This window comes from Psychrobacter sp. CoH-33_TS_01 (assembly GCF_058189395.1).
On the sequence record NZ_JBVGQI010000011.1, the window covers coordinates 1 to 13,631 of the forward strand.

At 46.7% G+C, this 13,631-nt stretch carries 11 protein-coding genes; 6 read left to right on the plus strand and 5 right to left on the minus strand.

The features are described from left to right. A partial coding sequence (locus tag ACZ2XM_RS13875) for a YadA family autotransporter adhesin (protein ID WP_490611145.1) occupies nucleotides 1–2,098 on the plus strand: 2,098 nt, incomplete at its 5' end. A 224-nt stretch (nucleotides 2,099–2,322) separates the two neighbouring features. Here the strand turns inward: ACZ2XM_RS13875 and ACZ2XM_RS13880 are convergent. After that, nucleotides 2,323–3,264: a DMT family transporter gene (locus ACZ2XM_RS13880; protein ID WP_490588705.1), complete on the minus strand. Its 942-nt coding sequence runs from the start codon at nucleotides 3,262–3,264 to the stop codon at nucleotides 2,323–2,325. A 210-nt stretch (nucleotides 3,265–3,474) separates the two neighbouring features. Here ACZ2XM_RS13880 and ACZ2XM_RS13885 point away from each other — a divergent pair, with 210 nt between their 5' ends. The 3 genes from ACZ2XM_RS13885 (at nucleotide 3,475) to ACZ2XM_RS13895 (ending at nucleotide 7,520) form a co-directional block, all read left to right on the plus strand. Then, a complete protein-coding gene (locus tag ACZ2XM_RS13885) occupies nucleotides 3,475–4,356 on the plus strand; it encodes a LysR substrate-binding domain-containing protein (RefSeq protein ID WP_490588706.1) in 882 nt (293 codons plus the stop codon). 305 nt (nucleotides 4,357–4,661) lie between these two features. After that, entirely contained in the window at nucleotides 4,662–5,855 is a 1,194-nt protein-coding gene (locus ACZ2XM_RS13890) for a sugar transporter (protein WP_490588707.1), read from the plus strand. A 567-nt stretch (nucleotides 5,856–6,422) separates the two neighbouring features. Further along, nucleotides 6,423–7,520, plus strand: a complete 1,098-nt coding sequence (locus ACZ2XM_RS13895) for an OmpW/AlkL family protein (protein WP_490588708.1) — start codon at nucleotides 6,423–6,425, stop codon at nucleotides 7,518–7,520. A 174-nt stretch (nucleotides 7,521–7,694) separates the two neighbouring features. Here the strand turns inward: ACZ2XM_RS13895 and ACZ2XM_RS13900 are convergent, their stop codons facing one another. The 3 genes from ACZ2XM_RS13900 to ACZ2XM_RS13910 form a co-directional block, all read right to left on the minus strand. Then, the gene (locus ACZ2XM_RS13900) at nucleotides 7,695–8,306 is read right to left on the minus strand and encodes a nitroreductase family protein (RefSeq protein ID WP_490588709.1); all 612 of its coding nucleotides are present in this window, start codon (nucleotides 8,304–8,306) and stop codon (nucleotides 7,695–7,697) included. Between the two features lie 92 nt (nucleotides 8,307–8,398). Next, entirely contained in the window at nucleotides 8,399–9,379 is a 981-nt protein-coding gene (locus ACZ2XM_RS13905; RefSeq protein ID WP_490588710.1) for a glutathione S-transferase family protein, read from the minus strand. A 27-nt stretch (nucleotides 9,380–9,406) separates the two neighbouring features. After that, complete coding sequence (locus ACZ2XM_RS13910; RefSeq protein WP_490588711.1) at nucleotides 9,407–10,375, minus strand: pirin family protein; 969 nt, start codon at nucleotides 10,373–10,375, stop codon at nucleotides 9,407–9,409. 207 nt (nucleotides 10,376–10,582) lie between these two features. Here ACZ2XM_RS13910 and ACZ2XM_RS13915 point away from each other — a divergent pair, with 207 nt between their 5' ends. Beyond that, the gene (locus tag ACZ2XM_RS13915; RefSeq protein WP_490588712.1) at nucleotides 10,583–11,506 is read left to right on the plus strand and encodes a LysR family transcriptional regulator; all 924 of its coding nucleotides are present in this window, start codon (nucleotides 10,583–10,585) and stop codon (nucleotides 11,504–11,506) included. Nucleotides 11,507–11,624: 118 nt separating this feature from the next. On the opposite strand, the gene ACZ2XM_RS13920 is transcribed toward ACZ2XM_RS13915, so the two are convergent. Beyond that, nucleotides 11,625–12,308, minus strand: a complete 684-nt coding sequence (locus ACZ2XM_RS13920) for a DUF421 domain-containing protein (protein ID WP_490588713.1) — start codon at nucleotides 12,306–12,308, stop codon at nucleotides 11,625–11,627. A gap of 216 nt (nucleotides 12,309–12,524) precedes the next feature. On the opposite strand from ACZ2XM_RS13920, the gene ACZ2XM_RS13925 reads away from it, so the two are divergent. Continuing rightward, nucleotides 12,525–13,493: a DMT family transporter gene (locus ACZ2XM_RS13925; protein WP_490588714.1), complete on the plus strand. Its 969-nt coding sequence runs from the start codon at nucleotides 12,525–12,527 to the stop codon at nucleotides 13,491–13,493. Nucleotides 13,494–13,631: the final 138 nt, after the last annotated feature.

Here is a 13,631-nt window from a genome sequence, read left to right on the forward strand (position 1 = left end):
TATTCGTAGCGAGTTTACTGCTGCTGATACCGGCATACGTGAGGCAGCTGCCACTGAAAAAACTCGAGTAAATACTGCATTGGGTGAGGCTGCTACTGACCGCGGCGTTATTCGTAGCGAGTTTGCTGCGGCTGATACGGGATTAAGTAATAGAATAACGGGCAATACTGATGAGATTACAGTTTTGAAATCAGGCCTAGGCAGTTTAAATGCTGGGGCTGTGATTTATGACAGTACCTCTAAAGACAGTATTATCTTAGCTGGCGCTAACGGTACTAAGATTAGCAATCTCCAAGAAGCAAACTTAAGCGATACTTCAACGGATGCAGTCACGGGTAAGCAGCTATACTTTACTAATCAGAGTCTGCAGAATACTAACGATGCTATGACTACAGCATTCGGTGGTGGTGCAGGGTTTAATAATGGCATATTCACACCGCCTAGTTATAGCATTCAAAATGTACAAGTGAATAACGTTGGCAGTGCTTTTACAGAAGTAGACAGCCAGTTAACGCTGATAAAAGGGTCTATTACTGAATTAAGAACTTATGTGGATACCCAAGATGCCGCTACTTTAACAGCATCTCAAGGTTATACCGACCAGAAAGCCTCTGCTGCGGTGACGGCAGCTCAGGGGTATACCGATCAAAAAGCATCTGATGCAGTAACAGCGGCTCAGGGTTACACTGACCAAAAAGCTTCTGCTGCAGTGACGGCAGCTCAGGGTTACACCGACCAAAAAGCCTCTGCTGCGGTGACGGTAGCTCAAGGTTACACCGATCAAAAAGCGTCTGCTGCAGTGACGGCGGCTCAAGGTTACACCGACCAAAAGGCTTCTGATGCAGTGACAGCGGCTCAGGGTTATACCGATCAAAAAGCCTCTGATGCAGTGACAGCAGCTCAAGGTTATACTGACCAAAAAGCCTCTGATGCAGTGACGGCGGCTCAAGGTTACACCGACCAAAAGGCTTCTGATGCAGTGACATCGGCTCAAGGTTACACCGATCAAAAAGCATCTGCTGCAGTGACAGCAGCTCAAGGTTATACCGACCAAAAAGCCTCGGCTGCAGTGACAGCGGCTCAAGGTTATACCGACCAAAAAGCCTCTGATGCGGTGACGGCAGCTCAAGGTTACACCGATCAAAAGGCTTCTGATGCGGTAACAGCATCTCAAGGTTATACCGACCAAAAAGCCTCTGCTGCAGTGACGGCAGCTCAGGGCTATACCGATAGCCAGGTAGCCAGTGTCCAGCAGAGTCTAGAAGAGCGCAGTCAATATATTAGTATCAATGCGGCTAACGCCAATAATGGCCCCATGCCAGCTGGCAGTGCAGCGGTCGCTAGTGGTAGCAATGCCATCTCCTTAGGAGCGGCTTCACTAGCACAAGGCGACCAAAGTATTGCCATTGGTGAAGGGGCGCAAGCTACTGGCCTGCAAGCTATCAGTATCGGTACAGGCAATAAGGTAACTGGTAATCACTCAGGCGCTATCGGTGATCCCAATACAGTGAGTAGTAATAACAGCTATGCTGTAGGCAATGACAATACGATCACTGGTGATAATACCTTTGTGGTAGGGAGTAATGTTAATACCTCAGCTAAAAATGCGGTGGTATTAGGCAATAACTCTAGCACCGACCGTGATAACACTGTGGCGGTTGGCTCTGCTACCAGTCAGCGTCAAATCGTCAATGTGGCGGCAGGTACAGCGGATACTGATGCGGTTAACGTTAGCCAGTTGCAGACCGCGCAAACCAATGCTGTGACGACAGCGCAGACGTATACCGATACCAAAATGGCGACTTTGAACGACGCGTTCTCTAATTATGCCTACGAAAATGGGCAGCGTTTCCAAGAAGTGGATGAGCGTTTTGAGCGTCAAGGCGCTATGAGTGCTGCTATGTTAAACATGGCCACTAGTACCGCTGGTCTACAAGGTAAAAACCGAGTGGGCGTGGGCGTCGGGATTCAAGGCTCTGAGCAGGCGGTATCGGTAGGCTACCAGCGCGTTATTAATCCTAATGCTAGCGTGAGTTTAGGCGGAGCGTTCACCCAAAAAGAAAGCTCTGGTGGTGTCGGTCTTGGCTTTAGCTGGTAAGATTCACTCAGCTTTTCATAACGTCTAAGAATGAAAAAAGCCCATAATTTATAAGGTTGTGGGCTTTTTTGTTATAAGTGCCCAGCCTAGAAGTACTGCATCCGAAAATAAATTGACGAGTAATTTTAGTAAATTAATCGCCGCTATACCTATGTAGAGGGCTATTAAAAACACCCAATAATAAACGCCCCAAATAGGGCGTTTATTAGGTTAAGACAGTTGGTCTAATGGGGCAGAACTTTCTCTATATTTTTGGTGGCCAAATCAGTTGCTAATTTGCTTGCTGTCGGTACCAAGCTGCGTTTTGCGGTCTGAATCAGTAATACCCCGCCCAATATAAGCACTAGCGCGATAATCTGTAAAAAGGTGATATGGTCACCAATAGCAGCGCCAATAATGACGGCTACGATAAGGGCAATATAGGTCGCACCCACCGCGCGTACAGGGCCAAGATGTTCGATCAGAAAGTAATACAACAAAAAAGCTGCGCCAGTACCCAATACCCCCAGTCCAATAATAGTGCCCCATAAAGCTTGCGGGCTGGTGGCTAACTGTCCTATATCGGTAAAATCAGTTAGCACTAGCAGGGTAAGCAAGGCAAATCCCGTCTGCCAAGTGGCCAACGCTAAGGGTGGTAGTTTTAGAGGAGATAAATACCGCCGTGTATAGACGTAAGACCCGCCAAGGCTGAGTGAGCCTAGCAGCATCCAAGCGACACCTAGCAGAGAGATACCGGAGTCTCCCTCCCAGGGTTGCGCGCTTAATACGATACCCACAAACCCTAATGCCACCCCAATGGTCATCTGCTTAGTGGGGCGCTCGTCGGGTAACAGTAATGCTGCGCATAAACAGGTAAAGATAGGGATAGCACCACTCAATAAGCCGGCCACGCTACTAGAGAGTAGTGCTGTACCCGCGACGAAACCATAATAATAAAAGGAGGCGGCCAATACAGACATAACAGCAAAATGCGGTATATGAGCCCACTGCTTTCTAGTAAGCACTTTGCTGCGCCAAGCTATGAATAACAATGGCAAAAAACCAAATAATACCCGTAAAAATACAGTTTGAGCCGGCGATATTAGCGCCGTAGCCCATTTCATATAAATGAAGTTGGAGCCCCAAATGAGACCGAGGGTGAGGAGGGCAGCATAAGCTCTAAACATATCTATAGCCTTAGATAGAGTCCTTAAATACAGACAGGAAATAAACCATTGGCTAATGCGTCAGTGCCAGCTGTGCTATAAATTAGATTTACTAGGGCCTTAATCAGCAGCATTAGTCTTTAGAGCTCTATGATAGCTAATAATATTAGTTATCTCGCATCATATTAAAAGCTGTTAGACTGTAGAAAATCTATTGTCTAGGATAGTGTTATGGCTGTTTATCATCGTCCATTGCCGCCTTTAAATGCGCTACGGGTCTTTGAGGTTGTCGGTCGCAAGCTTAACTTCCGCGCTGCTGCGGAAGAGCTGTATGTGACCCAAGGCGCTGTGGCGCAACAGATCCGCACGTTAGAGGGTTATTTTGGCTTTTCTTTGTTTCAGAGATTGCCGCGAGGGGTGGCATTTACCCCACAAGGGGCCACCTATTTTGCAGAGGTGACCCGTGCCTTTGCGCTATTGAATGAGGCCACAGCTCAGCTGCTAATGGATCCTAATAAAGTCACCATCAGTGTCACACCGACCTTTGCCTCCAAGATATTATTACCGCAATTAGTGACCTTAACGACTGCGCTACCCGGCATAGAGCTGCGAACTGTGGCGACTGAAACCATTGCAGATTTTGACCGTGATCAGGTGGATATAGCTGTACGCTTTACTCAGCCGCCATTTCCGACTGCTTTTGAGACAAAATTATTATTTAAACAAGAGCTGGTGGTGGTTGCTAGCCCTCATCTGCTCACGGATATCTCGCTGCCTCTATCGCCAGAGCGGCTACAAGAATGGCCGCTTTTACACGACGATCATCAACATTGGCGCTCTTTTTTTGGCACCAATAGCAAACTAGCTGGGGCGGTATTCAACCAGACCACTTTGGCCATCGAAGCCGCTGTGGCGGGGCAAGGTATGGCCATCGCTTGCTACGCTTTCGTGCAAGCGGATATTGCTGCAGGCCGGTTGCTCAAAGTGTGTGATACCCAGTTGCTGTTTGAGCCTAGTTACTACCTAGTACGCAAACGGGTAACCACTCCGCGCCGCGCCGTCGATGAAGTCTGGCAGTGGTGTGCTGAAAATTTAGCGTTTACTGAGCGTTAGCGTCTAAATCTAATAAAAGATTTAACCATATCTATCTCCCGTCTTTTGACTAAAACTTTTAGCAAAAAATTACTTTAAATAGCGTGGTTAAGTTGCTATCTTGCCCCGCTGTTATTGGTCATGCAAACCATACTATTCCAAGCACTCTATAGCTATTATCTGGTTATATTCATTTATTAATAATCATTTATTGACACTCTCTTTTTATACAACGATTGCCCTCGCTAACCTTTGCAATCCAGTCAAATACTTCTTTCCTGCTTCGAGCACACTCTGCCGAAACCGCTTTTTATACAGTCGAGCTTATGAACCATACCCCAGACATAGAGACCAGCCCAGAGGCTGTCCGCACTCAGTATTTCCGAGTCATCTTAATGGGCATTAGTGCCTTTATTGTGAACACTACCGAATTTGTCCCCGTCGCTCTACTTAGTGATATTGCCCAAGATTTTTCTATCACCACCGCAGAGACCGGCTGGATGTTGACCCTGTATGCTTGGATAGTCGCGGCCATGTCATTGCCCTTGATGTTGCTCACCGGCAAGTTAGAGCGCAAACGCTTGCTGCTAGCCGTATTTGTCGTGTTTATTGCCAGCCATGTCTTATCTGTATTTGCTTGGAGCTTTCAAGTGCTGCTGATTAGCCGGGTCGGTATAGCGCTATCGCATGCCATATTTTGGTCGATTACCGCCGCCATCACTTTACGCGTCGCACCTGCAGGTAAAAAAGCCTTGGCGCTGAGTGTGCTCGCCACAGGGACGTCTCTAGCTATGGTGCTGGGCGTGCCTATAGGCCGGCTAGTCGGACAGTGGTTTGGTTGGCGGGCGACGTTTGCAGGTATTGGTGTGTTAGCCTTTGTGGTGTTTGTGCTGCAAGCTAGAGTGTTACCAACGCTGCCCAGCATGTTTACCGGTACCATCAAAAAAGTACCAGAATTGCTTAAAAATCCAGTACTGGTTGGGCTTTATCTATTTTGCTTTATCGTATTCACGGCACATTATGCGGCTTATTCTTATATCGAGCCGTTTATGCGGGAGGTGGGGTCAATCAGTGCCAATATGGCCACGTTTATCTTACTGTTATTTGGCGGGGCAGGGATTCTTGGTAGTGTGCTGTTTAGTCGTTGGGGCGATCAGTATAATAGGGCTTTGATGCTGGGCTCGATAGCTCTGATGCTAGTGTCTATGCTGACGCTATCGCTAGTAGTGACCTCAATATGGGCGCTTAGCGTCAATACGCTGCTTTGGGGTGCCGCGCTAATGCTTCTGATGCTGGCTATTCAAGCTAAAGTCATCATGATTGATCTTAATGCGCAAGATATGGTGATGTCGATGTTCTCGGGCATTATCAATTTAGGCATCGGTATGGGGGCGCTACTCGGCGGCTACACCGTCACGCACTTATCGTTGTCGAGTGTGGGTTTCGTTGGTGCGGCTATTGCAGGTATAGCGCTGCTCCTTATGCTATATATGGTCCAGCGCTTTCCGGCTTTACGCTAAATACTAGGGTCTATCCTTAACTAATAATACTAGCGTGTAATGGACTAAAACTGACTAGATTTGCGCTACTCTGCGAAAATTTCTGGAAAATATACTCATATTCTCTGCAAAATTTTCATGAACTGACAAAAATCTATCTTAATTTTAGTCTCATAATGCAATTAAGGGCACGCCCTAATATTGAAATTTAACTGTGATTGACGGTAATTTTTATATATAAGAGTATGATTAATATAGATTAAGCATTTTAAGTAAAATACTAGAAAATATTGTGACTACACCAGTTCATTAGTGAGTGTTGATATCTTGTTACTAATGTGGCAATTTATAAGGCATACCACTGTTTAGCAACCTATTGTTTACTAAAGGCGTTGTTTTGTAGTGTTTTTTGTTAGAAAAATACGCTATTTTATACAGGCAGTATATAGATTGACGAATTCTGACAGGATGTTGGTTTTTCGACTGGGTTACCTTAATAGCTTTGCTAACTCTTGTCGCATTCGTTTGCTAGTTGGATAGTTTTTTCTATCTATACGACGATTTTCAAATTTCATACAAGGACGTTTCATGAAAAATCTTCTCCCTCTCTCATTAGCGGTTGCCGCGCCATTATTGTTTAGCCAATCTGCCTTTGCTGAATTTGATTATTTCAAAACCGATGGTAGCTTTAAGCGCTTCTCAGTCTCTGCCGGTTGGTTGCATGCTGCCCCGCAGGGTGATGCCAATCCTCTACAAAATACTACTGCTGCTACCGATGGGCTAAAGGCCAAAAACGGCAGTGTCAAAGTCGGCACTGTAACCGGTATTATTGATCCGGATGAGCCACAAAAGGACCTTATTACTGGAATCTTAGGTGCCTTAGGTGATGATACAGATTTATCTGATGTGCCTTTATTAGGCGATGTATCAGGTACTTCACAGATTAGTGGTTTGCAGAACTTTGCCTCTGCTGCCGGTAGTGGCTTACAAGCCGACGATGCTGATACCGTAGGTTTATTATTCAACTATCATATTGATGATAATTGGTCCGTAGAATTAAAAGCCGGTGTACCGCCTAAAGTCGATATCTTAGGCAAAGGTAAAGTTACTGCGCCATTGACCGGTAAGGTTACGCCTGGTGGCGCAGCAAGCGGATTATTACCAGAGTTTACCGTCAAAAAAGACATTCCTATTACGGATTTAGAGCAGGGCAACGGAGTAGCGTCAAGTGCACGCGCCTGGTTACCAGCCGCTGAAGTCCATTATCAATTTGGTAAGTCTGGGGTAAATAAATTCCGCCCTTACGTGGGTGCAGGGGTCATTTATGCTTACTTTAATGACATCGAGCTTAATTCTGGTATCCGTAATGACCTAGAGATGGCTGGCCATCAAATTCAAAACCTTAAAACGGATAAAGCTGGCGCGGCGTTAGAGAATAAGTTATCGAATAGCGGTATGAATATCGATGTGGAAGCGGACAGCGCTTTTGCTCCGATCTTTACCGTGGGTGCTACTTATGACTTTAATGACCGTTGGTTTGGCGTAGGCTCTGTGTCTTATGCGAAATTAAGCAGTGACACCACTATTACAGTTAAAAACGACAGCGGTGAAGAGTTGATCCGTGCCGTTGATACGCTTGATATCGACCCGGTCATTAGCTATCTAGGTGTTGGTTATCGTTTCTAGTTTTCATCTAGACCGACCGTTTACATAGTCAGACTGACTGATCTAAGCAAAAGCCCGCAACTCTTTGAGATGCGGGCTTTTTTTATAGCATTTTACTGAGTAAGGGTTGCCCATAAGGGTTAGCGTACTTGTCTTATACCCCACTATAGTGAAAGCTACTATCAATGAAAGCTACTATTGACCTAAAACGCGTACGCGCTCGCTGATCGGTTTAAAGGTTTTGTCGCCAGCAGGAGCACCAATACCACCAAACGGCATTTGTGCGATTAACTGCCAGCTGGCAGGCACATCAAAGGCTTGTGCGACGTCCTGCTCAAATATGGGCGCATAATGCTGCAAGGAGGCACCGATTTGCATTTCACCTAGGGCAGTCCAAATGGCGTACTGGTGCATTGCATTGGTATGCTCAGCCCAAACAGGGAAGTTATCCGCGTATAAAGGGAACTGCTCTTGCAACGCCTTGACATCATTCTCATCTTCAAAGAATAACACTGTGCCAGCGCCTGCTCGGAAGCTGTCCATTTTCTGTTCTGTGCTAGAAAAATCGCCATCACCAACTATTTTACGTAAGTTGGTTTCCGCAATATCCCAAACTTTTTTATGCTCAGCGCCGAATAAGACGATGATGCGGGTGGTTTGTGAGTTAAAAGACGAAGGGGTGTGCAAAATAGCGTGCTCGACCGCATCGATAACAGTCTGCTCAGAGACGGGCAGCGTATCGGTTAACGCATAGATAGAGCGGCGAGTTTCAAAAGCATTGTGGAGGGGGTAGAGGTTAGTAGTCATAATTTTCCTTATCATTTATTGTAGCGATAGCCGGTCTTTATTGTGCTATCAGGGTTGGTTAAAAAATAGCGCGTGTCAAAAAAGCTCTGCAGCTACGCTAGCTGCTCACGATTATGCGGGGTAGTAAAATCGATATCGGGGCCTATAGGTATAATACGGGTAGGATTAATCATCTCGTGACTGGTGTAATAGTGCGCTTTAATATGTTTGAGACACACGGTGCCAGCGATGCCAGGCTGCTGGTACAAGTCACGCAGATATCCCCAAAGGTTAGGGTAGTCAACAATGCGGCGAATGTTACATTTAAAGTGCCCGACGTATACGGCATCAAAACGCAGCAAAGTGGTAAATAAACGCCAATCGGCTTCGGTAATAGTCGCGCCGGTGAGATAGCGCTGGTTCGCTAAACGGGCCTCTATGGTATCTAAGGCCGCAAAAAGAGCCAGCACCGCTTCTTCATAAGCCTCGGTAGTAGTGGCAAAACCCGCGCGGTACACCCCATTATTGATCTTAGGATAAATAAAGTCGTTGAGCTCATCAATCTCAGCCAATAACGCCGCTGGGGTAAAGTCACCGGCTAAGGCACCGACCTCATCAAAAGCTGAATTGAACATACGAATGATTTCTGAAGACTCATTGTTCACGATAGTCTGGGTCTTTTTATCCCATAGAATAGGGACGGTCACCCGGCCGGTATAATCGGCCTGTGCTGCGGTATAAACCTCATATAAATAGCGAGCATTCACATTGGGATCGGGGATGACCCCGTCAGCCTCTGCAAAGGTCCAGCCATGCTCGCCCATAAAAGGGTGCACTACCGAGAGCGAAATCATCTCCTCTAAGCCTTTGAGACGACGATAAATCAGCGTGCGATGCGCCCAAGGGCAGGCTAAAGACACATATAAGTGATAACGATTGGGCTCGGCTTTAAAGCCACCTCTACCGGAAGGGCCGGCACTACCATCTTTAGTGACCCAATTTCTAAAATTGGCAGCATCACGCTCAAAACGGCCTGAATTGCTAGCTGTGTCATACCATTTATCGTGCCACTGGCCTTCTATGAGTAAGCCCATATCGACTTTCCTTTGTTAAATTATTGGTTAAAATTTACCCTGTTTGAAGTCGCTAAAAGCTTGCAAAACTTCATCTCGGGTATTCATGACGAAAGGGCCAGCACGGGCGATAGACTCGTTAAGAGGCTGGCCGGCTATCAATAAAAAACGTGCGCCAGTATCGCCGCCAGTTAGCATTAGCTGCTCACCTTGGGTCAGTATGCCTAAGTTTTTAGCCGTTAATACTTTGGCATTTTTAGTGTTATCAACGTCCTGCGCGTTGTGACTGTCTGCTGATTCTAAATCTACTGACTCTAAGATAGCAACCTCGCCTTCAATCATATAGATAAAAGCATTGTGCTCAGCAGGTAGCGCTTGCTCGAAAGCGGTATTGGCAGGCAGGGTCACGTCTAAATAGGTGGGGTAAGTGTAGGTATTGACCACAGGCCCCAGCGTACCTTGATTGGTCTTGCCCGCAATCACGCGCACTTCAGTACCATTGTCGCGGCGCTCAAGTGGGGTTAATTCTGCTGGAAATTCTTGATACGCCGGGTCGCTCATTTTTGCTGAGGCTGGCAGGTTGACCCACAGCTGAAAGCCTTTTAATAGCCCATCCTCTTGCTCGGGCATCTCAGAGTGTAAAATACCTCTGGCTGCGGTCATCCATTGCACCCCGCCAGGCTCAATCACGCCTTCATTACCGGCATTATCTTTATGGCGCATGCGGCCATTGAGCAGATAGGTCACAGTCTCAAAGCCCCGATGCGGATGGGTCGGAAAACCGCCGATATAATCATTGGCATCGTCACTCTCAAAGCAATCGAGCATTAAAAAAGGGTCTAACATATCCAAATAGGGCGAGCCTATAATGCGGGTAAGCTTGACGCCATCGCCATCCGCTGTGGCCATGCCTGGGAACTGCTGTAGCAAAGTACGATTTTTGCTGGGAGTGTCGCTAGCAGTTTGGGCAGTATTAGCGTTTTCGCGGTTATTGGTTACAGCTACATTGATAGTCATGAGCATTCTCCTGGTTAGTACAATCTAGCGCTTAGCGAATAATCAGTTAACGCCTTTAAGCCGTTGGCTAGATTCGCCTTTAAGCCATTGGCTAGATTGTTGATGAGCTAAGTTTAACCATTGACTAGGGGTAAATAAACAGTAACAATCGCAAATGTAAGTTCTTATTTAGAGAACAATGGCTGCTAATAAGGTAAAAAAATACTCATGGGTCAATTAGAAGACATGGCGATGTTCGTTCGCGTAGTCGATGCCGGCAGTATCACTAAAGCTGCTGCCCAATTGGACATCGCCAAATCAGCGGTTAGTCGCCGGCTAAAAGATTTAGAAACCCGTTTGGGCACCCAGCTGGTCAATAGAACCACGCGTAAATCAAGCCTCACAGAAGCTGGCGAGCATTATTATCAACAAGCGCAACTTATCCTAGGGGAGGTGAATGCGCTTAATGAACAAACCAGCGGGGTCAAGACCCATATCGAGGGCAAGGTAAAAATGACCGCCCCTTTATCCTTTGGGCTAATGCATCTGAGTGAGCTAATCGATGAGTATGCCAATGACTACCCCAAACTCACTTTTGAGATAGACTTCTCCGATCGCCAAGTCGATTTGGTGGAAGAGGGCTATGAGCTGGCCATCCGCATCGGCGAATTACAGAACTCCAGCTATCAGGCGCGGCGGCTCACCCGCATCCGCTTTGTTATCTGTGCCAGCCCCGGCTATCTGAGTGAGAGAGGCACGCCTACCAAGATACAGGACTTGGCCAATCACACCTTTTTGCACTATAGCTTACGTAAAGATAGCGCTTTAGAGCTGATCGATGAGCAAGGCAAGACGCATAATATTGCTACTCATTCAAAAATGAAGGCCAATAACGGCCGCTTTTTAATAGATATGGCGGTCAAAGGCCATGGCATTATATTTATGCCCACTTTTATCGCTTATCAAACCCTAGCACGGGGCGAACTGGTGCCTATATTGCAACAGTATCAATTGCCTATGACCAATGCTTATGCCATTTATCCCAAAAATCGCTTTTTACCACAACGCTGCCGTTTACTGATTGATTTTTTAGCCGAGCGTTTAGGGGATGAGCCGTATTGGGACAAGGCTTGTCCACCTATGAATGAATAACCGCAATAGCCCGATAATAATAGCGGTTGCTAGTTCAGTAAGCAGTATCTAAGCCAGCAAGGGGTATCTCTAACCCAACGATGAGCATCATCTGCTAAGGCCAAGCTCGCAAGGCCCGTTAACTCACTACCTTAACCGCCATCGCTTGTGTCCAACCCTTATCTTGGTTGCCGCAGCGCTTGCAAAGCTGTTTAGGGTCAGTGATATATTCCACATGTCCGCAGTGCATACACGCGTAGCAGTGATCGGGCTCGACCTGAGTCACGGCTTTATATTGTTTAGGAAATAGCGGCAACCCATAACGCACTTCATCATCTGTAAATAACAGCACACTTAGCGTACCATCAGTCTCTAACAGCCCAGTACGGACTTGGCCTAAATGCTCAATGCTACGTTGGCGTAATTCTGCAAAAAATTCATCGTGCGACATTTTGCCCTGTTGAATGTCTTCTAAAACTAGCATGCCATCTTCGACGATATAGATGGGCTTTCCCTCTAGTAGATTTTCAAACCTTTGACACTTCATCATCAGCCAAGTGCAGAGGCGGTAAAGGCCGATGACCACACTCATAATCAGTAAGGCCTGAATGAGCGGTAAATCCTCGGTAAACATAGGGTCGCCGGCAATAGAGCCCAGCGATAAAATAATGGTCAATTCAAAAATTGACAGTTGGCGTACCCCGCGCTTACCTGTGAAGCGCAGGAATAAAATCACCATAGTAAACATGATGGTAACGCGCACAACGATTTCGGCGGCGAATGTCCACGTGGTGTCATGAATAAAAATACTGGCCCAATCCACTTGCGAGTATCCTCTTGATAATAATTAGGTATAAACCTATATGATGCCTAGCCTTACGCGAGTGGGTGAGGGCAGCTTTTACTCAACGCAGGCGGTTAATGACTGCTAAATTAAGGTGATAAACTAAGGTTTTAATAGTAGTTAAATATATATTTTTGCACCAGTATATTACGGTTATGCTGACGTAAAGAAATGCAGTTAATACTGGGATAAGTTATGAGTGATGTTACAGAGGCGCGCCTATTGCGCCATAGAAACCGTTGGTTAATTCCTTGTCTGTGCTTATTGGCCGGTGGGATGCTACTAGGGGTGACGACCAATATGGCGAAGTACGCAGGGACGGTTGGCTTAAGCCCGGTAGCATTTCTTTTTTGGTCGATTAGTGGTGCCGGGATTATTTTATTGCTGGTGGCACTATGGCGAAATGAGTTGCCGCCACTGAGCTCGCGTAGTTTTGAATACTATATCGTGGCCGCTTTGGTCAGTGTGGCGGGCTCCAATCTGATTTTCTTTTCTGCTATTCCGCAGGTTGGTGCGGGCTTTGTCGCTATGATTATCGCGCTACCGCCATTACTCACTTATCTTGGTGCGCTCGCCTTGCGTATTGAAAACTTTCAGCCATTGCGAGCGCTCGGGGTGGCCGCGGCTTTGCTCGGGGCAGGGGTGCTCGCCGCAAATAAGTTTGCTACTCCCGATGTCAGTGTGGTTTGGGTGTTGATAGCTCTGTGTGGCCCGGTATTGCTAGCGATTGGCAATATCTATCGCACGCTAAGGTGGCCGCCTAATGCCTCGCCTAGTGGGCTAGCCCCAGGCATGTTAATCGCTGCGGCTATCCAATTAGGCATCGTCGGTATGTTGCCGAATTTCACGCTTGCCATCCCATTAGCGTCTGGATCAATAAGTGGCGTTTTGGGAAGTTTGCCCGTAGGGTTAATTATGCTACAGGCGCTACTATTTGCCGGTCAGTTTCTATTGCTATTTCTGCTACAAAAGACCGGAGGGCCAGTTTTGCTGAGTTTGCTCGGTGCAGTTGGGGCAGTAGTCGGTGTCCCAATAGCAGTATTTATCCAAGGGGAGGCGCCGCCTGAGGGTTTAATCTTAGGGGCTTCGTTAATTGCTATCGGGGTGGTTTGTGTAACTTGGGGTGGGGTTAAGATGTTGCGGGTTGCTGAGGTGAAAGAGTGAGCTTGTTTATAAACATAGGAATGGCGATCGTAGGCTATGATTGGTGTTCATTAAGATGAATGGTTTTTTTGAATTATTTTGCAGGGATTGCGAATTGTAATATCGAACTTTGGGAAGATTAATTTTCCATGGTGCGCA